Annotated in this window: 18 protein-coding genes; 6 read left to right on the forward strand and 12 right to left on the reverse strand. The window is 71.9% G+C overall.

Annotation, left to right across the window (positions count from 1 at the left end; genetic code table 11):
• Positions 1-3 precede the first annotated feature (3 nt).
• Entirely contained in the window at positions 4-1,164 is a 1,161-nt protein-coding gene (gene mnmA, locus HYN04_RS03730) for a tRNA 2-thiouridine(34) synthase MnmA (protein ID WP_110449511.1), read from the forward strand.
• Here the strand turns inward: mnmA and HYN04_RS03735 are convergent.
• Positions 1,142-1,849 carry an SOUL family heme-binding protein gene (locus HYN04_RS03735; RefSeq protein WP_199285989.1) on the reverse strand — a complete coding sequence of 236 codons (708 nt, stop codon included), beginning with the start codon at positions 1,847-1,849 and terminating at the stop codon, positions 1,142-1,144. The two genes, mnmA and HYN04_RS03735, sit on opposite strands and share 23 nt — an antisense overlap.
• A 98-nt stretch (positions 1,850-1,947) precedes the next feature.
• Here HYN04_RS03735 and HYN04_RS03740 point away from each other — a divergent pair, with 98 nt between their 5' ends.
• On the forward strand, positions 1,948-3,138 hold the full coding sequence (locus HYN04_RS03740) for an acetyl-CoA C-acyltransferase (RefSeq protein ID WP_110449512.1): 1,191 nt from the start codon (positions 1,948-1,950) through the stop codon (positions 3,136-3,138).
• Positions 3,139-3,417: 279 nt separating this feature from the next.
• Positions 3,418-3,768: a GNAT family N-acetyltransferase gene (locus HYN04_RS03745; protein ID WP_338418732.1), complete on the forward strand. Its 351-nt coding sequence runs from the start codon at positions 3,418-3,420 to the stop codon at positions 3,766-3,768.
• Between the two features lie 9 nt (positions 3,769-3,777).
• On the opposite strand, the gene uvrB is transcribed toward HYN04_RS03745, so the two are convergent.
• Positions 3,778-6,030: an excinuclease ABC subunit UvrB gene (gene uvrB / locus HYN04_RS03750; protein WP_110449514.1), complete on the reverse strand. Its 2,253-nt coding sequence runs from the start codon at positions 6,028-6,030 to the stop codon at positions 3,778-3,780.
• Between the two features lie 53 nt (positions 6,031-6,083).
• A complete protein-coding gene (locus tag HYN04_RS03755) occupies positions 6,084-6,698 on the reverse strand; it encodes a thioredoxin domain-containing protein (protein ID WP_110449515.1) in 615 nt (204 codons plus the stop codon).
• 289 nt (positions 6,699-6,987) lie between these two features.
• Here HYN04_RS03755 and HYN04_RS03760 point away from each other — a divergent pair, with 289 nt between their 5' ends.
• On the forward strand, positions 6,988-7,785 hold the full coding sequence (locus HYN04_RS03760) for a cell wall hydrolase (protein ID WP_110449516.1): 798 nt from the start codon (positions 6,988-6,990) through the stop codon (positions 7,783-7,785).
• A 28-nt stretch (positions 7,786-7,813) separates the two neighbouring features.
• Here the strand turns inward: HYN04_RS03760 and nadC are convergent, their stop codons facing one another.
• The 3 genes from nadC to nadA are packed head-to-tail and all read right to left on the reverse strand — an operon-like array spanning position 7,814 to position 11,270.
• The gene (gene nadC / locus HYN04_RS03765; RefSeq protein WP_110449517.1) at positions 7,814-8,659 is read right to left on the reverse strand and encodes a carboxylating nicotinate-nucleotide diphosphorylase; all 846 of its coding nucleotides are present in this window, start codon (positions 8,657-8,659) and stop codon (positions 7,814-7,816) included.
• Positions 8,656-10,176, reverse strand: a complete 1,521-nt coding sequence (locus tag HYN04_RS03770; protein WP_422385666.1) for an L-aspartate oxidase — start codon at positions 10,174-10,176, stop codon at positions 8,656-8,658. Before HYN04_RS03770 ends, nadC begins: the two co-directional genes overlap by 4 nt.
• Complete coding sequence (gene nadA / locus HYN04_RS03775) at positions 10,173-11,270, reverse strand: quinolinate synthase NadA (RefSeq protein WP_110449519.1); 1,098 nt, start codon at positions 11,268-11,270, stop codon at positions 10,173-10,175. Before nadA ends, HYN04_RS03770 begins: the two co-directional genes overlap by 4 nt.
• Positions 11,271-11,615: 345 nt before the next feature.
• Between nadA and HYN04_RS03780 the strand changes: the two genes are divergently transcribed.
• Positions 11,616-12,635 carry a cell wall hydrolase gene (locus HYN04_RS03780; RefSeq protein WP_241962687.1) on the forward strand — a complete coding sequence of 340 codons (1,020 nt, stop codon included), beginning with the start codon at positions 11,616-11,618 and terminating at the stop codon, positions 12,633-12,635.
• Here the strand turns inward: HYN04_RS03780 and HYN04_RS03785 are convergent.
• Genes HYN04_RS03785 through trxB form a run of 3 tightly spaced genes read right to left on the reverse strand, consistent with a single transcriptional unit; the run spans position 12,626 to position 15,418 of the window.
• A complete protein-coding gene (locus tag HYN04_RS03785; RefSeq protein WP_110449520.1) occupies positions 12,626-13,129 on the reverse strand; it encodes a GNAT family N-acetyltransferase in 504 nt (167 codons plus the stop codon). The genes HYN04_RS03780 and HYN04_RS03785 overlap by 10 nt on opposite strands.
• 16 nt (positions 13,130-13,145) lie before the next feature.
• Positions 13,146-14,444 carry a UDP-N-acetylglucosamine 1-carboxyvinyltransferase gene (locus HYN04_RS03790; protein ID WP_110449521.1) on the reverse strand — a complete coding sequence of 433 codons (1,299 nt, stop codon included), beginning with the start codon at positions 14,442-14,444 and terminating at the stop codon, positions 13,146-13,148.
• Complete coding sequence (gene trxB / locus HYN04_RS03795; RefSeq protein ID WP_110449522.1) at positions 14,441-15,418, reverse strand: thioredoxin-disulfide reductase; 978 nt, start codon at positions 15,416-15,418, stop codon at positions 14,441-14,443. The genes HYN04_RS03790 and trxB overlap by 4 nt, the downstream gene beginning before the upstream one ends.
• 128 nt (positions 15,419-15,546) lie before the next feature.
• Here trxB and HYN04_RS03800 point away from each other — a divergent pair, with 128 nt between their 5' ends.
• The gene (locus tag HYN04_RS03800; protein ID WP_110449523.1) at positions 15,547-16,224 is read left to right on the forward strand and encodes an META domain-containing protein; all 678 of its coding nucleotides are present in this window, start codon (positions 15,547-15,549) and stop codon (positions 16,222-16,224) included.
• A gap of 6 nt (positions 16,225-16,230) precedes the next feature.
• Here HYN04_RS03800 and pseG read toward each other — a convergent pair whose 3' ends face one another.
• From pseG to greA, 3 genes are all read right to left on the reverse strand, one after another.
• Positions 16,231-17,256, reverse strand: a complete 1,026-nt coding sequence (gene pseG / locus HYN04_RS03805; protein ID WP_241962688.1) for a UDP-2,4-diacetamido-2,4,6-trideoxy-beta-L-altropyranose hydrolase — start codon at positions 17,254-17,256, stop codon at positions 16,231-16,233.
• Positions 17,257-17,323: 67 nt separating this feature from the next.
• Positions 17,324-18,298: a mitochondrial fission ELM1 family protein gene (locus HYN04_RS03810; RefSeq protein ID WP_110449525.1), complete on the reverse strand. Its 975-nt coding sequence runs from the start codon at positions 18,296-18,298 to the stop codon at positions 17,324-17,326.
• A gap of 13 nt (positions 18,299-18,311) precedes the next feature.
• Entirely contained in the window at positions 18,312-18,785 is a 474-nt protein-coding gene (greA, locus tag HYN04_RS03815) for a transcription elongation factor GreA (RefSeq protein WP_110449526.1), read from the reverse strand.
• Positions 18,786-18,836: the final 51 nt, after the last annotated feature.

Consider the following 18,836-nt stretch of genomic DNA (forward strand, 5'->3'; position numbering starts at 1 on the left):
GCCATGACCGGCGCCCTGCTTTCCGACCGACTTGTGGAGGCGACCCGCCAGGCCGTGGGCCTGCCGGCGGGCGCGCGGGTGCTTGCCGCCATGTCGGGCGGGGTGGATTCCACCGTGACCGCCGCCCTCCTCGCCCGGGCCGGTTACGACGTCTTTGGGGTGACCCTTCAACTCTATGACCACGGGGCCGCCATACAGCGGAAGGGCGCCTGCTGCGCCGGCCAGGACATCCACGACGCCCGCACAGCGGCGGAGGCCCTGGGCATCCCGCACTACGTCCTCGACTATGAGAGCCGCTTCCGCCAGCAGGTGATCGACGACTTCGCCGACGCCTACCTGCGCGGCGAGACGCCGGTGCCGTGCATTCGCTGCAACCAGACCGTCAAGTTCCGGGACCTGGTGGACACGGCCCGGGACCTGGGCGCCGCGGCCATGGCCACTGGCCATTATGTCCGGCGGGGAGAGGGGGATTCACGTCCCCAGCTCCGGCGCGCCGTCGATCCGGCCCGGGACCAGTCCTACTTCCTCTTCGCCACGACCCGCGACCAGCTGGACTATTTGCGCTTCCCCCTGGGCGGCCTGCCCAAGGCCGAGGTCCGAGCCCTGGCGACGGAGCTGGGCCTGGCCGTGGCGGACAAGCCGGACAGCCAGGACATCTGCTTCGTGCCCGAAGGGCGCTACACCACGGTGATCGACCGCCTGAGACCCCAGGGCGCCGAGCCTGGCGACATCGTCCACCTGGATGGCCGCGTGCTGGGCCGGCATGAGGGCGTGACCCGTTACACCATCGGCCAGAGGCGCGGCCTCAGCGTGGCCGTAGGCGACCCCCTGTATGTCGTTGGCATAGACGCCGAAACCCGTCAGGTCCGGGTCGGCCCCCGCGAGGCCCTGGCCACCCGCGCAGTCGCCCTGAAGGAGACCAATTGGCTCGGCGACGAGATCGGGCTGGAGGCGGCGGCGTCCCTTGGGCGCCCGGTGCTGGCGCGGGTTCGCTCGACCGCCGAACCGGTCGCCGCGCGCCTGGGCCTGGAGGCGGGAGAGGCGCGCGTGATCTTCGAGACGCCGGAATACGGGGTCTCGCCGGGCCAGGCCTGCGTGCTCTACGCGCCCGAGGACCCCGACAGGGTCCTCGGCGGCGGCTTCATTGCGTCGGCGCTGAAGTAACCGCTTCCACAGGCCGGGCGACCTCGTTGCGCCTCAGGAAGGGCACGGTCCAGGGCGGGTCGTAGTACCAGGTCACGGGCTCGCCCGAAGCCCGCCATGCCGACCCGGCCAGGGAGGCGTCCAGGGCCTTCTCGTGTCGGGCGACGGCGTCGGCCTTGCCGAGTCCGGAGAACCTCACCACGGCGAAGGTGCGGGCCGGGATCTCGACCAGGCGCACCCTCGGGTCATTGGGCTGGGGCAGGGTGGCCATCGTGTACTTCGAGGGCATGATGAACTGGATCGACCAGGTTTCTGCGCCCGCAGGCTGCTGGACCACCGGGGAGGTCATGGCGATGGACTCGCTGCGGCCCGCCCGGGCCTGGACCACGGGGGCGGTCATGGCGATGGACTGCGAGCCGCCCGCCGCTTCACGGCCCTGCACGACCGGGGCGGTCATGGCCACCGAGGCCTTGGCCGTATTGTCGCCGAAGATGTACCCGGCCACGCGCCGGAAGCCCTCGTTCCGGGCGGTTTCCACGGGACCCTCCACCACCGCTTCCGCGGCGATCTGGGGCGCGTAGCGCCGGATCTCGGCCTCGCCGACCCGGCCCACGACCTCGTAGGGGGGCTGTTCGGTCCCCGCCCGGATGCCGACCAGTTGGCCCACCCCGGCCAGGAGGGTGATCAGGATCTCGCCAAGGCCCATGGCTCTTCTCCGGTTGCGAGGGACCAGTATGGGGCGCCCCGCGCCAGGAGCCAAACCGGGGCGTTCCCGCGCCCTCCCGGCGGTTGTATGAAGGCGGCATGACCCAGACCTCTGATCCCGTCGTCATCGCCGCCTACGCCCGCACGCCCATGGGCGGCTTCCAGGGCGTCCTGTCCGCCGCCAAGGCCACCGACCTGGGCGCCGCCGCCGTACGCGCCGCGGTCGCGCGCTCAGGCGTCGACCCCGCGGGCGTCGAGCAGATCTACATGGGCTGCGTCCTGCCCGGCGGACTGGGCCAGGCGCCGGCTCGCCAGGCGGCCCTCGGGGCGGGGCTGTCCCAGGCCTGCCAGGCGACCACCGTGAACAAGATGTGCGGCTCCGGCATGCAGGCGGCCATCCTGGCCCACGACGCCCTGGCGGCTGGCTCCGCGGACATCATCGTCGCCGGCGGCATGGAGAGCATGACCAACGCCCCCTACCTGCTGGCCAAGCACCGGGGCGGCGCCCGCATTGGCCACGACGTGGTCTCTGACTCCATGTACCTCGACGGCCTGGAGGACGCCTACGAGCCGGGCCGCCTCATGGGATCCTTCGCCGAGGAGACCGCCCGGGCCCACCAGGTCAGCCGCGAGGCCATGGACGCCTACGCGATCCGATCCCTGGAGCGCGCCCGGGCCGCCCAGGCCTCGGGCGCCTTCGACCGCGAGATCGTCGCGGTGGAGATCGCCGGGCGGAAGGGCCCGGAGACGGTCAGCGCGGACGAGCAGCCCGGGCGCGCTGATCCGGCCCGCATCCCGACCCTGAAGCCGGCCTTCGCCAAGGACGGCGCCATCACCGCCGCCAACGCCAGCTCGATCTCCGACGGGGCGGCGGCCCTGGTCCTGACCCGGGCCTCCGTCGCCGAGCGGCTGGGCCTCAGCCCCGTCGCCCGGATCGTCGCCCACGCCGCCCACGCCCAGGAACCGGCGAAGTTCGCCACCGCCCCCGGGCCCGCCCTGCGCCGGGCCTTGGACCGCGCGGGCTGGACCGCCGGCCAGGTGGACCTGTTCGAGGTCAACGAGGCCTTCGCCGTCGTGGCCATGCTGGCCGCCCGGGAGCTCGACATCCCGGACGAGAAGCTGAACGTCAACGGCGGCGCCTGCGCCCTGGGCCATCCCATCGGCGCCTCAGGCGCCCGGATCCTCGCCACCCTGGTCGCGGCCCTGCAGGCGCGCGGCGGCCGTCGTGGCCTGGCCAGCCTCTGCATCGGCGGCGGCGAGGCGACCGCGATGGCGGTGGAGTTGTTCTGAGCCGCGGGTTCAGCTTCGCAAGGTTCGGCTGAGCCGCCGTTGACCCCCTCAGTCAGCTTCGCTGACAGCTCCCCCTTGGGGGAGCAATTGCGTACTCATTCCTCCCCCCAGGGGGAGGTGGCGCGCGCAGCGCGGCGGAGGGGGTCTGTGGCGACCAGGATTGCCCCCTCACCGACCTTCGGTCGGAGTTCTCCCTCGGGGGAGCAATTGCGTTCTAATTCCTCCCCCCAGGGGGAGGTGGCGCGCGAAGCGCGTCGGAGGGGGTCAGCTGAGCCGCCAGTGAGCCCTTCAGCCGGCTTCGCCGGCAGGTCCGAAGGGGACTGGATGCGCCGGGCGAAGAACTGCTCTAGTCTTCATCCCATGACCAGCGCTCTCAAGGACACCGGGGCCCGGTTCGAGATGGTCGAACAGGGTCTGACCTCCTTCGCCGACTACAGGCGCGCGGGCGACCGCGTCATCATCGACCATGTGGAGAGCCCGCCCGCCCTTCGCGGGACCGGCGCCTCGGGCCGGCTGATGGAGGCCCTGTCGGCGGACATCCACTCGCGCGGCCTGAAGATCACCCCTGTATGCGGCTATGCGGCGGCCTGGCTTCGGAAGAGCGCCGCCTACCGGGGCCTGCTCGACTGAGACCCGGCCTCAGCGCCGCTTCGGGCGCCTGCGGGCGGCGGCGGCCTCGGCCCGGCTCTCGGCCCTCAGGGACTTGGCCGCGCTGCGGGCTGCGCCCGAGCCCTCTTCCCCCTCGCCGGAGCCCAGGGCGTCGGCGGCGAACTCCAGGTCCAGCAGCTTGAGCCGCTTGATCTCGTCACGCAGCCGCGCGGCGGTCTCGAACTCCAGGTCGGCGGCGGCCTGGCGCATGCGAGCCTCCAGATCCTTGAGCGTCGCCTTGAAATTGTCGCCAAGGAAGGGCTGGGCGCCGTCCTCCGCCACGCCCGCCGGCACGGTGACCCGGTCCTTCTCGTAGGGGCTGGCGAGGATTTCCTTGATCTGGCTGCGCACGCTCTCGGGCGTCACGCCGTGGGCCGTGTTCCAGGCCTCCTGCTTCTCGCGGCGCCGGCGGGTCTCGGCCATGGCCCGCTCCATGGAGCCGGTCACCTGGTCGGCGTAGAGGATGACCCGGCCGTCCACGTTCCGCGCCGCCCGGCCGATGGTCTGGATCAGGCTGGTCTCGGAACGCAGGAAGCCTTCCTTGTCGGCGTCGAGGATGGCGACGAGGCCGCACTCGGGAATGTCCAGGCCCTCTCGCAGCAGGTTGATGCCGATCAGCGTGTCGAAGGCGCCCAGGCGCAGGTCCCGGATGATCTCGATGCGCTCCAGGGTGTCGACGTCCGAGTGCATGTAGCGGACCCGCAGGCCCTGCTCGTGCATGTACTCGGTCAGGTCCTCGGCCATCTTCTTGGTCAGGACGGTGACCAGGGTCCGGTAGCCCTTGGCCGCCGTCTGGCGGACCTGGTCGATGACGTCGTCCACCTGGGAGAAGCCGTCCTTCGCCACGGGGCGGATCTCCACCGGCGGGTCGATCAGGCCGGTCGGGCGGATGACCTGTTCGGCGAAGACGCCGCCCGCCTTCTCCATCTCCCAGGGGCCGGGCGTGGCCGAGACGCTGACGGTCGCCGGGCGCATGGCGTCCCACTCCTCGAACTTGAGGGGACGGTTGTCCATGCAGGAGGGCAGGCGGAAGCCGTACTCGGCCAGGGTGAACTTCCGGCGGAAGTCGCCCCGGAACATGGCCCCGATCTGCGGGATGGTCTGGTGGCTCTCGTCGACGAAGAGGAGGGCGTTGTCGGGGATGTACTCGAAGAAGGTGGGCGGCGGCTCGCCGGGTCGTCGGCCCGTGAGGTAGCGGGAATAGTTCTCGATCCCGGCGCAGGACCCCGTGGCCTGGATCATCTCCAGGTCGAAGGTGGTCCTCTGCTCCAGCCTCTGGGCTTCCAGGAGCTTGCCGTTCGCCACCAGCCAGTCGAGGCGTTCCTTCAGTTCGGCCCGGATGTGGTTCATGGCCTGGTTCAGGGTCGGCCTGGGCGTGACGTAGTGGCTGTTGGCGTAGATCTTCACCGCAGGCAGGTCCGCGGTGCGCTTGCCAGTCAGCGGATCGAACTCTGTGATGGCCTCGATCTCTTCGCCGAACAGGCTGATCCGCCAGGCCCGGTCCTCGTAGTGGGCGGGGAAGATCTCCAGGGTGTCGCCGCGCCGGCGGAAGGTGCCGCGCTCGAAGGCCTGGTCGTTGCGACGGTACTGCTGGGCGACCAGGTCGGCCATCAGCTTCTTCTCGTCGATCCGCTCGCCCACCTTCAGGCTGAAGGTCATGGCGGTGTAGGTCTCCACCGATCCAATGCCGTAGATGCAGGAGACCGAGGCCACGACGATCACGTCGTCCCGCTCGAGGATCGCCCGCGTGGCCGAGTGCCGCATGCGGTCGATCTGCTCGTTAATCGAAGAGTCCTTCTCGATGTAGGTGTCGGTCCGGGGCACGTAGGCCTCGGGCTGGTAATAGTCGTAGTAGGAGACGAAGAACTCGACTGCGTTGTCCGGGAAGAAGCTCTTGAACTCGCTGTAGAGCTGGGCCGCCAGGGTCTTGTTGGGAGCGAGGATCAGGGCCGGCCGCTGGGTCTCCTCGATCACCTTGGCCATGGTGAAGGTCTTGCCCGAGCCGGTGACGCCCAGCAGCACCTGGTCGTGCTCCCGCCCCTCAAGACCCGCGACGAGCTCGGCGATGGCCGTCGGCTGGTCGCCTGCCGGGGCGTAGTCGGAGACCAGCCGGAAGGGCCGGCCGCCCTCGGACTTCTCCGGTCGGTCCGGCCGGTGCGGACGCCAGGCCAGCTCTGCGGCGGCGGCGTCAAGGGCGAAGACCGCCGAGGCGTCGGCGAGTCCGGGCGGGGGAGCTGCGGGCATGGGAAGAGATTAGGGGGCGGCCGGGGCCGGCGCCAGCCCGCCCTGTGCGAATGTCACGGCTTCCGGCGCGCCTTGAGGGCGGCGGCGTAGGCGGCGTCGATCTCTTCCAGCGTCATCTCGCCCGCCTTCACCTTCACGCCGTTGAAGAAGAAGGTCGGCGTGCTTTCGACCCCGCGGCCTGTCGCCGCCTCCAGCTCCCGGTCCAGGGCGGCCTGGCCGGCGGGGTCCGAGAGGCAGGCGTTGAAGGCCGGTCCTGAGACGCCGCCTTCGGCCGCCGCGGCGATCAGGGTCGAGCGGGCGTCGCCCGTCCGGAACATCTCTTCCTGTCGCCGGAAGATTCCCTCGATCACCGAGTAGTAGCGGGCCGGCCCGGCGCAGCGGGCGAGGAGGAAGCCCGCCGCCGCGACGTTCTGGGGCGGGGTCAGAAGGGGGCGGAGCACGTAACGGACCTTGCCCGTATCAATGAAGCGCGCCTTGAAGGCCGGGAAGACCTCGTTGGCGAACCGGCCGCAGTGCGAGCAGGTCAGGGAAGCGAATTCCTCGACCAGGACCGGGGCGTCCGGCCGGCCCATGATGCGGTCAGGTCCGACTGGCGCTTCAGCAGCCAGGGCCGGCCGGCCGGCGAGTCCGATGAGGGTTGCGGCCAGTAGGGCGATGAACGGGCGCATGGCGGGTCTCCTCGAAGCCCCTCGACAACAGGGGTCCGGGTCCGGAGTCAAGGCGGCCGACCATGCTGCAGTGCAATAAGGACTTGCGAATCCCTTCCCGGGCGTCCATATGCCCGCTCACATCGCCATTGTCTGGCCTCCAGCGTGTAGGAGGCGGGCAGGTCGGTCCGGCCGCCAGCATGAGCAGGGGTCCAGACCGACACAGCTGTCTGGGGGCGCTCCGCCCTCGCCGCACGGGACCTCTCCTTTGTCAGAACCTCACCAGGCGCGCGCCTCCCGGCGCGGAGTCATGAGCGCTGTTCTCCTGGGCGCCAGCCTTGGGATCGCCCTTGGCGCGACCTACCAGTTCGGCCTGCGCGCGGGCGCTTCCGCCGCGCCGCCGCCCTCCGCCGCCCCCGCCGTCGTTTCGCCTCTGGCCGATCCCGGGTCCGCCCCGGCGCTTCGCCCGGAAACCCTTTCCAACGCCCTGCCGGCCTCGCTACGCGCGGAGCCGCGCGCCGCCGCGCCGGTGCGCGACCTCGATTGCCTGACACAGGCGGTCTACTTCGAGGCCCGGGGCGAGAGCCCCGCCGGCCAGGCGGCCGTGGCCCAGGTGGTCCTGAACCGCGTGCGCAAGGCGGGCTTCCCCAAGTCCGTGTGCGGCGTGGTCTTCCAGGGCTCGTCCCGCGGCGCCGGCTGCCAGTTCTCCTTCGCCTGTGATGGTTCCATGAACCGGGGGCGGGAGTCCCTGGCCTGGGCCCAGGCCCGGCACATCGCCTCGCGCGCCCTCGCCGGGGCCGTGATGACCGCGGTCGGCGACGCCACCCACTTCCACACCGTCCATGTGACCCCGGGCTGGAGCCGCGAGTTCCGCCAGGTGGCCCAGGTGGGCCTGCACATCTTCTACCGGAACGGCCGCTCCCAGGCGAAGACGATCCTCGCCGAGGCCCCGTCGACGCCGCCTGCGCCTGAACTCCGGGTCGCCGAGGCCCGGCTGGTCTCCGGTCCGCCCGCAGACGCCATCGAGGTGGTGGAAGCGGCTCCCGCGCCCCTGCATGCCGAGCCCGCCCCGGCCGAGGCCGCGGCGGCGGCGTCTCCGGCGGACTGAGCCCGTCTTCCCGGCCTCCGCCGGGGCTTCAGCCGGCGTCGAGCCCGATGTCCAGCACCGGCGCGGAGTGCGTCAGGGCGCCGACGCTGATCACCTGGACGCCGGTCCCGGCGATGTCCCGCACCGTCGACAGGTCAACCCCGCCCGAGGCTTCAAGGGTGACGCGCCCGGCGGTCATGGCGACCGCCTTGCGCAGGTCTTCCAAGCTGAAATTGTCCAGCATGATGACGTCGGGCGCGAGGGGCAGGGCCTCCTCAAGCTGGTCCAGGCCGTCGACCTCGATCTCCACCTTGACCAGGTGCCCCGCCCCCGCCCGGGCCCGCTCCAGGGCCGGGCGGATCCCGCCGCAGGCCGCCACGTGGTTGTCCTTTATCAGGATGGCGTCATCGAGGCCGAACCGGTGGTTCACCCCGCCGCCGCAGCGGACGGCGTACTTCTCCAGGCGCCTCAGGCCCGGCGTGGTCTTCCGCGTGTCGGTGATCCGCGCCCCGGTCCCGGCCACCGCGTCCACATAGGCCCGGGTCAGGGTGGCGACGCCGGACAGCCGGCCCAGCAGGTTCAGCCCCGTCCGCTCGGCGGAAAGCACCGCCCGCGCCGGCGCCGTCGCCCGCGCCAGCGCCTGGCCGGCCGATATGTCCTCGCCGTCCCGGGCCAGGGCCTCGAAGCGGGCGCCGGGCGCCAGGGCGTGGAGGGACAGGCGGGCGCAGGACAGGCCTGACAGGACCCCCGGCTTCCGGGCGACCCAGGCCACCGACAGCTCGGCCTCGGCGGGCACGCAGGCTTCGCTGGTCAGGTCGCCGGCCCGCCCCAGGTCCTCGGCCAGGGCCATGCGGATCAAGGGTTCGACCAGGAGGTCGGAAATCTCGGGGATCATGCAGCCTTCCGGGACAGTCGCCCGGCCTCCAGGGACACCAGGGTGCGCCGCGCCTCCGCCGAGATTGCGGGATAGTCGGCGCGGAAGTGGGCGCCGCGGCTTTCGCGGCGCTCCAGGGCGCATTCGGCGACCAGCCGGGCGGCGACGAGGGGCCCCGCCCGGCCGGCGCGGGCGCCGAGGGCGTCCAGCAGGGAGAGGAGGCGGCCCAGGCCCGCGGCGTCGCGCACGACACCGGCGTCCCGGCTCATCGCCTTTCGCAGGCGCTGGAGGTCCGGGTCGGACAGGCGGGTCATGGGCTCGGTCCGGAGCGAGGGGCGCAGGGCGACGCTTCGGCGGGCGGCGGCGCGCCCCGCCCGGGCGCCGAAGACGGCCGCCTCCAGCAGGGAGTTCGAGGCCAGCCGGTTGGCGCCATGGACGCCGCTGGAGGCGCACTCCCCCGCCGCGAACAGCCCCGGGATCCCGGTCGCGCCGTCGGCGTCCGTCAGCACCCCGCCCATGTGGTAGTGGCAGGCGGGCGCCACGGGAATGGGCTCGATCCGGGGGTCCAGGCCCGCATCGCGGCAGGCCGCGAAGACCGTTGGGAAGGCTTCCGGGAAATGTGCGCCCACCGCTTCCCGGGCGTCCAGGAAGGCGCCGCGCCCTGCTGCGCGCTCAGCGTGGATGGCGCGGGCGACCACGTCCCGGGGCGCAAGCTCGGCGTCCGGGTGCTGGGCCAGGAGGAAACGCTCGCCGGCGGAATTGACCAGGCGCGCGCCCTCGCCGCGAAGGGCCTCGGTGACCAGGGGCGCCGGGTCCCGGCCGACATCCAGCGCCGTCGGGTGGAATTGGACGAACTCGGGATCGGCGATCACGGCGCCGGCCAGGGCCGCCGCAGCCAGGCCCTCGCCCAGCAGGGCCGCCGGCGTGGTCGTCTCGGCGTAGAGGCCGCCGACCCCGCCCGTGGCCAGGATCACCGCCGGGGCCCGGAAGGCGGTCAGGACCCCGTCGCGTTCGGCCAGGGCGCCGATCACCGCGCCGCCGGCGTCCTGGAGGAGGCCGCGCAGGCGAAGGCCTTCATGCACCTCGATGTGGGCCGCCCGACGCACCTGGGCGATGACGGCCGCCATGACGGCGCGGCCCGCCTGGTCGCCGCCGACCCGCGCCACCCGGGCGCGTCCGTGCGCGGCTTCCCGGCTCAGGACGAAGCCGCCGTCCGCGGTCCGGTCAAAGGGTGCGCCGAGCCCGACGAGACGCTGCACCGCCCCGGGGCCTTCCGCCGCCAGCAGGCCGGCGCGCACCGGGTCGACCAGTCCGGCGCCGGCGGCGACGGTGTCGGCCGCGTGCAGTTCCGGGGCGTCGTCCGCGGCGAGGGCGGCGGCGATCCCGCCCTGGGCCCAGGCCGAACTGCAGCCTTCCCCCAGGGGGACCGGGCTCAGGACCCGGACCCGCCGGGGTGCGGCGGCCAGGGCGGCGGACAGGCCCGCGAGGCCTCCGCCAACCACCAGCACGCCATCGAGGTCGGTGACGTCCATGGTCAGATCAGCTCCACGTCCACGTGGTGGCGGGCGCGCACAAGGTCGTAGCGGGCTGTAACGGCCGGCGGGGGCAGGTCGATCATCCTCTGCACGGCGTCGCGGGCGCGGAGGGCGACAGCCGGGTCCACGGTCACCTCGTAACGGTCCTCCAGCAGGGCCTGGTGGATGTTCTCCAGGGTGATGCGCTTCATGTGCGGGCAGAGGTTGCAGGGGCGCAGGAACTCGGTCTCGACGGCGTCGGCGGCGACATTGTCGGCCATGGAGCACTCGGTGATCAGCACCACCTGGCGCGGCTTTCGGGTCAGGACGTAGTCGTTCATGGCCGCGGTCGACCCGGCGAAGTCCGCCTCCGCGATCACCTCGGCGGGGCACTCGGGATGGGCCAGGATCTCCGCGCCCGGGTGGGCCTCGCGGATCTCGCGGATGTCCTCAGCGGTGAACTGCTCGTGCACCTCGCACCGGCCCCGCCAGGCGATGATGCCGACGGAGGTCTGGCGGGCGACATTACGGGCCAGGAACTCATCCGGGATCAGCAGCACCCGGTCCACGCCCCACTCGCGGGCGGCGTGCTCGACGACCTGGACGGCGTTGGCGCTGGTGCAGCAGATGTCGGTCTCGGCCTTCACCTCGGCCGAGGTGTTGACGTAGGTCACCACCGGCAGGCCGGGATAGCGTTCCCGCATCAGGCGGACATCGGCGGCGGTGATCGAGGAGGCCAGGCTGCAGCCAGCCTTCAGGTCGGGGATCAGGACCCGCTTGTCAGGCGACAGGATCTTGGAGGTCTCGGCCATGAAGTGCACGCCGGCCTGCACGATGACGGCGGCGTCCGTACGGGCGGCTTCCCGGGCCAGGCCCAGGCTGTCGCCGACATAGTCGCCGACCCCGTGGAAGATGTCGGGGGTCATGTAGTTGTGGGCCAGGATGACCGCGTTGCGCTCCCGCTTCAGCTGGTTGATCGCGTGGATCAGGGGCGCATGCAGCCGCCATTCCATCGGGGTGACGTGCCGGCGCACCTTTTCCCAGACGGCGGCGGTGGCCGCCTCGATCTCGGGCGTGAAGGCGGGCAGGGCGGCGGTCCCGGGGTTTGCTGACGGCATCGCAGTCTCCTTTTGCTCAAAATGAGCATTAGAGGGGCGGCGGAAGCGCCGGACGATCCCGGTGCTTCCTCCTGTTATGCTCATTAAGAGCATATCCTGGTCGCAATATGAGGGTCCCGACCCCACTTGGCAAGCGGCGCCCAGTCCGGGCCGGACAAGAGCGCGTGATCCGCGAGGGCAATCGTGCTAGGAGCGCGGCCGTCCAACCCCGGAGGCCCCGCCCTGAGGCAGGCTCAAACCCTTGCGCTGATCGCCGCCCTCGGTGTGCTCGGACTCGGAGCCGCGAGCGCGGGAAGGGGGACGCCGCCCCCCTCGCCAGAAGGGCTGGCCGGGACGGGCGCCCCCGTGGCCCGCGCCTTTTCCGAGCCTGCCCTGCAGGCGCGCTTCGCCTCCCTCTCGCCGTCGCTTCGCGCCCTCGTCGATGCGCCGGGGGCCGCTGGAATGGCGTGGCTGGGCCTGACGCCGGGCTGGGAGCGCCTCGATCTGTCCAACCCCCCGCGCCTCGACCTCACCGCGCCCGACGCCGCCGCCCAGGTCGAGGAAGCCCGCCTGATCAACGCCCTCCGGCCCATTTCCCGTGCGCCCCTGGCCGAGATGCCCGGCTTCCGCCTGGCGGGGGAAACCGAAGACGCCCGCCGCGCCCTGACCTGCCTGACCCAGGCGGTCTACTACGAGGCTGCGCGCGAGCCGGAACTGGGCCAGGCCGCCGTGGCCCAGGTCATCCTGAACCGGCTGCGCCATCCGGGATATCCGAAGTCGGTCTGCGGCGTCGTCTACCAGGGCTCGGCCCGGGCGACGGGCTGCCAGTTCACCTTCACCTGCGACGGCTCCCTGTCGCGGGCGCCGGACCCGGCCCTCTGGGCCAACGCCGGAGCGGTGGCGCGTCGGGCCCTGTCCGGGCATGTGGTCCGCGAGGTCGGGGCGGCCACCCACTACCACGCCGACTATGTCGCTCCCTACTGGGCCCCGACCCTGGTGAAGCTGACGCAGATCGGCGCCCACATCTTCTATCGCTGGACCGGTCCCTCAGGTGAACGGGGCGCTTTCAGCGGCCGGTACGCCGGCGGCGAGGCCTTCCTGACCCCGGCCATCCTGGGCGGGGTGGATCCGCGCACCCAGGCTGGCCTCGACGCCATCGCGCCGCCACCCCCCAGGACCGTGACACTGGCCCTGGCCGGCGAGACCCGGACCTATACCGTCTCTGAGCCGGATGCAGCGGGTAGCCCCGCCCTGCCGGCGCCCGGCCAGCTGTCTCCGGCCCGCCGCCGCCCGACCGCCGAGGAGATCCGCCGGATCAACTCCGCCCTGGCGGCCATGGAGCGCGGCGAGACCGCGCCGGCGACCGAGTCCGGGGTTCAGCCCTGACCGGCTGAGAAGGCGTCCGGATAGGCCACCATCAGCGGCTCATCCAGGGCGCCCTCGACCAGGGCGATCCCCATGAAGGCCGGGCTGCCCGAATAGGGCGCGCTGACCCTCGCAGTCGCGGCCTGGGAGAAGCCGAACTTCGGATAGTATTCGGGATGCCCCAGCACCAGGACGGCGGCGGCGTCGAAATGCCGGGCGGCCTCCAGCCCACGCAGGGTCAGGGCCGAGCCGATGCCGGTCCGCTGCAGGTCCGGGCGGACCGCCAGGGGCGCAAGGGCCGAATAGAGGTTCATGCTGTCGGCCCAGAGCCGGCTGAACATGATGCTTCCCACCAGGTCCCCATCCTTCAGGGCCACCAGCTCGAACATGGCCTCGGCGTCGGCGCGCAGGCGCTCGACGATGCGACGCTCGGCGGTCCCCCCGAAGGCCGCGTCGAGGATGTCGCCGATGGCGGGATGGTCGGCGGCGCGGGCGTAGCGGATCTCGACGGCCATGGAGCCTCCCTTGGGGTCAGTCGCCCGCCACCCACTCCACGTCGGCGCCCAGGGCGTTGAGGTTCTCGACGAAGCGGGGGTGCGCCCTTTGGATCGGCGCAGCGTTGAGGATTGTCGAACGGCCCTCGATGCTGGCGGCCAACATGAAGAGGGCTATGGCCACCCGGATGATGTAGGGGCTCTCGACCGTGGCGGGCATGAGGGGCTTGCCGCCGTAGGTGATCAGCCGGTGCGGGTCGCAGAGCACCGAATGGGCGCCGAACTTGCCGATCTCGGAGCTCCAGCCCAGGGCCCCCTCGTAGACCTTGTTCCAGAACATGACCGACCCTTCGGCGCGCACGCCCAGGGCGATGAAGATGGGCAACAGGTCCGCCGGGACGTAGGGCCAGGGCGCCGCCTCCACCTTGGTCAGGATGTTGGAGGTGAAGGGCTCCTTCACCTTCAGGCCCTTCGGCGCCCGCGCCGTCGACCAGCCGCCTTCGTGGGTCACCTCGACGCCGAACTTGGCGAAGGTGCGGTCAAGCAGGGGAAACTGGTCCACCGAGCCGTTCCGCACCGACACCTCGCCGCCGGTGATGGCGCCCATAGCCAGGAAGGTCGCCACCTCATGGAAGTCGTCGGCGAAGGTGAATTCGGCGCCGGTCAGGCGCTCGACCCCCTCCACGACGATCCGCGAGCCGCCGACCCCCTCGATCTTGGCCCCCATCAGGGCCAGAAAGGCGCAGAACTCCTGGACGTGCGGTTCGCAGGCGGCGTTCGTCAGCTGCGAGCGTCCCGCCGCAGTGGCCGCGCAGAGAATGAAATTCTCGGTGGTCGTCACCGAGGCGTAGTCGAGCCAGTGATCCGAGGCCTCAAAACCCCGGGGAGTGGAGATGTGCAGGGCGTCCGGCTCGCGCCGGACCTGGGCCCCGAAGGTCTGGAAGACCTCGATGTGCGGATCGATCTCCCGGGCCCCAAGGGTGCAGCCCGTCGCATCCTCCTCGATGGTCGCCGCGCCGAACCTGTGGAGTAGGGGCGGGATCAGCATCAGGGTCGAGCGCATCCCGAGGGGCAGGTGCGCCGCCCTGGGGTCGAGGCCCTCGCCGTGATGCACCTTCAGCACGCCGGCCTCGAAATCCATTTCCACGCTCGAGCCGAGGCTGCGGAAGAAGTCGAGGATCTTGCGGACATCGGTGATGTCCGGGACCCGGTGAAGGGTCACGGGCCGGTCGGTCAGAAGGGTGGCGCACAGCACCGGCAGGACGGCGTTCTTGTTCGCCGAGGGGGTGATCCGGCCGCGCAGGGCCCGCCCGCCATTGACGACCAGGCGGGTCACTGGGCGGCCGCCCGGCTGGCGGCGTGGTCTTCCTCGGCCAGGAGCCGGACCGCCTCAAGGGCCGCCATGCAGCCCATGCCGGCGGCGGTGACGGCCTGGCGGTAGACGTCGTCGGTCACGTCGCCGGCGGCGAAGACCCCGGGAATCGCGGTGGAGGCGGTTCCCGCCTTCACCTTCAGGTAGCCCGAGGCGTCCATCTCCAGCTGGCCGGCGAACAGGGCCGAGGCCGGGGCGTGGCCGATGGCGATGAAGACGCCATCGCAGGCCAGCTCGCGGGTCTCGCCGGTCTTGGTCGATTTCAGCCGCACGCCGGTGACGCCCATGGGGTCGGTCTGGCCCAGCACCTCCTCGACCTGGTGGTCCCAGACCACCTCGACCTTGGGATTGGCGAACAGACGCTCCTGCAGGATGGCCTCCGCCCGGAAGCTGTCGCGGCGGTGGACCACGGTGACCTTCGAGGCGAAGCTGGTCAGGAAGAGCGCTTCCTCCACGGCCGTGTTGCCGCCACCGACCACCACGACCTCCTTGCCGCGATAGAAGAAGCCGTCGCAGGTCGCGCAGGCCGAGACGCCGAAGCCCTGGAAGCGCTGCTCGCTCTCCAGGCCCAGCCATCGCGCCTGGGCGCCTGTGGCGATGATTAGGGTGTCCGCCAGCCAGACCTGGCCGCTGTCGCAGGTCAGCCGGAAGGGCCGGACCGACAGGTCGGCGGTGACCACGATGTCATTGATGATCTCGGTCCCGACATGCTCGGCCTGGGCCTGCATCTGCTCCATCAGCCAGGGGCCCTGGATCACCTCGGCGTAACCCGGATAGTTCTCGACATCGGTCGTGATGGTGAGCTGGCCGCCCGGTTGCAGCCCCTGGATCAGGACAGGCTTGAGCAGGGCGCGGGCGGCGTAGACGGCGGCTGTGTATCCGGCGGGGCCGGAGCCCACGATCAGGCAGCGGACGGAGCGGGGAGCAGAGTCAGACATGTTGTCCCTATAGGACCGATTCAGCGCGTGCGCGACTCCGTCGCAGGCCCCGCGCCCCGGGGTCTGGACCGGGGGGGAGGGCGGCGTCACAGTGCCCGTCCAGAGAAGCCGCCAGGGAGGACCCCCTCATGTCATCTGCGAGCCTGCACGCAGCCCTTGTCCTCGCCCTGGGACTGTCCGCCTGCGCCGCCGTCCCGCCCGAACGGGCGCCGGACCTGGCAGGCGCCTGGACGGTCGAGGACCTCGACGCCCGGGGCGTGATCGACCGCGCGCCCCTGTCGGTGACCTTCCAGGAGGGCCGGGTCTCGGCCTTCGCCGGCTGCAACCGCCTGATGGGCGCCTACACCCAGGCCGGCGAGAAGGTGAAGATCGGCCCCCTGGCCTCCACCCGGATGGCCTGCACGCCGGCCCTGATGGATCAGGAGAAGCGGCTGGCCGACTCCCTTCAGGCCGCGGAGACGGTCGGGACCGGCCCCGACGAGGCTGTCAGGCTCTCGGGTCCGGGCGGCCGGAGCCTGCTTCTGCGCCGGGAGTCCCAAGGGCCCTCCGGCCGTGGCCGCCTTGCGCTCCGCTGCGGGGACGAGGACTTCAACGTCACCTTCGGGTCGGCCGAGGCGGTCCTCGAAGGGGCCGGCGGCGCGAGCGAGCGGCTGGCGCGGCTGAACGCCGCCGGCGCCGATCCCGAGGCGCCCCGGGTCTTCACCAATGGCCGGATGACCTTCACGCAGGAGATCGAGGGCGGCCGGTCCGTGACCTTCGCGCGGGGCCGGATGGCGCCGGTTCCCTGCACCCTGCGGGGCGGCTGAGGCGGATCAGACCGCCTGGGCCTTGCGCCCGATGGTCTCCAGGAGGGCCTCGGCCGCACGGCCGGCGCCCTGGCCGTCGCAGACGCCGGCGGCGGCCTCGGAGAGGTGCGACCTCTGCACCGGATCTGTGACCAGGCGCATGATGGCGCGATCGAGGGCGCCGTCGAAGGCGCTGGAGCCGGCGTCCAGCACCAGGGCGGCGCCGCGCTCGGACAGGGCCGCGGCGGCGGCCTTCTGGTTCTCGGCCACCACCACCACGGCCGCAGGCACGCCCAGGGTGCAAATCTCCCAGACGGTCGACCCTGCGCCCGCGACGGCGAAGTCGGCGTCGTGCATCAGGGTGGCCATGTCGGTGGCGTCCACGTGGACATTCAGGCGCCGGTCATGGGACGCCATGCGGGACAGGGTGCGCAGGCTGGGCGCCTGGGCGCCCAGGACCACGTCGATGACCACGTCGCCCAGCCGGGGCCGCAGGCGGTCGACCACCCGGCTCGTCACGCCGCCGACATCGCTGAGCCCCAGGGTCACCAGCACCCGCTTCACGGCCTCGCCGCGACGGCCCAGGGACGAGGCGCGGAGGGCGGCGAAACGGCTGCGGACCGGGGCGAACTCGGGACCCAGCAGGAGGCGCGCATCGCCGTCGGTCAGCAGGGTGTAGTCGAGGGGGCGGCGGTTCGGCCCGGAGTCCAGGACGATGTCGGCCCCCAGGGGCCGGTCGGCCAGGTCGTCAATGACCAGGCAGGCCCGTCCGCCGGCCAGGGCCTCGTGGTCGGGCTGGGCCAGCCGGTAATGGTCGAAGACCAGGGCGTCGAAGCCCTGGCCCGCCAGGGCGGCGGCGAGGCCCGACCGGTCGGTCGCCAGGGCCTCGATCCGGGACATGGCCGGCGCGAAGGTCTCGAGCAGGGGCGCGCTCTCGGCCGTGGCGATGAAGGCGCAGGCCGCTCCCCGCACGCTGAGGGCCTCGGCCAGGGTCAGGCTGCGCATGAGGTGGCCGCCGCCGGCCTCGGGACCGGCGTCGGCGATGAACAGCACGCGCGGCGTCTCGGGAATCATGTCGCGGACAGGGGAGCGCGAATTTGCGGTTTCGGAAAGGGCGACGTCACGGGGCGCTCTGGTCCAGCAGGCCGACGATGGCCGCCGCAGCCCGGCCGGTCTCGTCGAAGGGCGCGCCGGGGAAGAGGTCGAGCCTTCCTTCGAACCTGCGCGCCGCGCCTCGGGCGATCAGGTCCTCGTGCAGGCGGGTGAACTTGTCCGAGCCGCCATCGAGGGGCAGGAGCAGGACCGGCCGGCCGGAAGAGGCGGCTTCGGTCGCCATGTTGGCGCTGTCCTCTGTGACCAGCACCACGTCGGCCGCCGCCAGGAAGGCGAAGTAGGGGTTTTCGCCCGTCCCGTCCCAGATGAAGCCTGGCAGGCCGGACAGGGCCTCGGTCAGGATGCGGCGGGCCGATGCGGGGGTGCGCCGGGAGAAGGTGGTCATCAGCGACCCTCCGGCCTCGGTGACCGCCTGCCTCAGGTCTGCGGCCAGGGTCCGGGCGCGGGCGTCCGAGAGGTCATGGGTCTTGGACTTGCCGCCCACCAGCAGGGCGGCCCGGGGGCGGGGCAGGGGGTCCGTGAGGGGGGCGAAGCGCGCGGCGGCCTCGGCCAGCCGCTCCGCCGTGACCCGGTGCGGAGACCCCGTGACCGGCAGGACGTTGGGGCCGGAGATCTGGTCATGCCGGGGGGCGACGACCAGGTCGAAGGCGCCCCGGGGCGTCCGGGGGTTCTGGATCTGCACCACCCGGGTCCGCCCCCTCGACCAGGACTTCAGGTGCAGGGAGAGGGGCAGGGTGGCGCGGCCGGCGGCGATCCAGAGGTCGGGCCAGGGCGGACGGATGTCCGATCCCTCCTCGAGGGCGGCAAGGGGAAAGGGATTGAGGAACCAGGGCAGGCGGTCCATCCGCCCCTTCCAGCGCACGGTCCGGGTCTCGACCCGGGCCGGGATCAGGCGGGCGACCGCCTCGGCCAGGCCGAGGGCCGGGCCGGCGTTCCCGGCCTTGTCATCCGACACGGCCCAAAGGGTGAGGGGACGGGCCAAGAGCCTGCGGGCCCTAGATCCACTCCACCTTGACGATCTCGTAGGCCTTGACGCCTCCGGGCGTGTTGACCTCGACGACGTCCCCGGTCTCCTTGCCGATCATGGCCCGGGCGATGGGGGAGGTGATGGAGATCTTGCCGGACTTCACGTCCGCCTCATGCTCGCCGACGATCTGGTAGCGGGCCTCGTCCTCGGTGTCCTCGTCGACGACCGAGACCGTGGCCCCGAACTTGACCTGGCGGCCGGACAGCTTGGACACGTCGATGACCTGGGCGCGCGCCATCCGGTCCTCGATGTCCGCAATCTGGCCCTCGATCCAGCCCTGCCGCTCCTTCGCCGCATGATACTCGGCGTTCTCGGACAGGTCGCCGTGGGCGCGCGCCTCTGCGATGGCGGCGATCACGGACGGCCGCTCGATCGTCTTGAGACGCTTCAGGTCTTCGTCGAGGGCGTGATAGCCCTCGGCGGTCATCGGGACTTTTTCCATTACAGGGTGGTCTCGGGTCTGCGCTGGGGACGTGAATCTCACCGCGGGCGC

The sequence above is a fragment of the Phenylobacterium parvum genome (genome assembly GCF_003150835.1).
Taxonomy (GTDB): Bacteria; Pseudomonadota; Alphaproteobacteria; order Caulobacterales; family Caulobacteraceae; genus Phenylobacterium; species Phenylobacterium parvum.

Bases quoted from the DNA above. Each gene is read 5' to 3' on its own strand.
- mnmA (WP_110449511.1), top strand. From the start codon at position 4: ATGACCGGCGCCCTGCTTTCCGACCGACTTGTGGAGGCGACCCGCCAG.
- HYN04_RS03735 (WP_199285989.1), bottom strand. From the start codon at position 1,849: ATGGGCCTTGGCGAGATCCTGATCACCCTCCTGGCCGGGGTGGGCCAA.
- HYN04_RS03740 (WP_110449512.1), top strand. From the start codon at position 1,948: ATGACCCAGACCTCTGATCCCGTCGTCATCGCCGCCTACGCCCGCACG.
- uvrB (WP_110449514.1), bottom strand. From the start codon at position 6,030: ATGCCCGCAGCTCCCCCGCCCGGACTCGCCGACGCCTCGGCGGTCTTC.
- HYN04_RS03755 (WP_110449515.1), bottom strand. From the start codon at position 6,698: ATGCGCCCGTTCATCGCCCTACTGGCCGCAACCCTCATCGGACTCGCC.
- HYN04_RS03760 (WP_110449516.1), top strand. From the start codon at position 6,988: ATGAGCGCTGTTCTCCTGGGCGCCAGCCTTGGGATCGCCCTTGGCGCG.
- nadC (WP_110449517.1), bottom strand. From the start codon at position 8,659: ATGATCCCCGAGATTTCCGACCTCCTGGTCGAACCCTTGATCCGCATG.
- nadA (WP_110449519.1), bottom strand. From the start codon at position 11,270: ATGCCGTCAGCAAACCCCGGGACCGCCGCCCTGCCCGCCTTCACGCCC.
- HYN04_RS03785 (WP_110449520.1), bottom strand. From the start codon at position 13,129: ATGGCCGTCGAGATCCGCTACGCCCGCGCCGCCGACCATCCCGCCATC.
- trxB (WP_110449522.1), bottom strand. From the start codon at position 15,418: ATGTCTGACTCTGCTCCCCGCTCCGTCCGCTGCCTGATCGTGGGCTCC.
- HYN04_RS03800 (WP_110449523.1), top strand. From the start codon at position 15,547: ATGTCATCTGCGAGCCTGCACGCAGCCCTTGTCCTCGCCCTGGGACTG.
- greA (WP_110449526.1), bottom strand. From the start codon at position 18,785: ATGGAAAAAGTCCCGATGACCGCCGAGGGCTATCACGCCCTCGACGAA.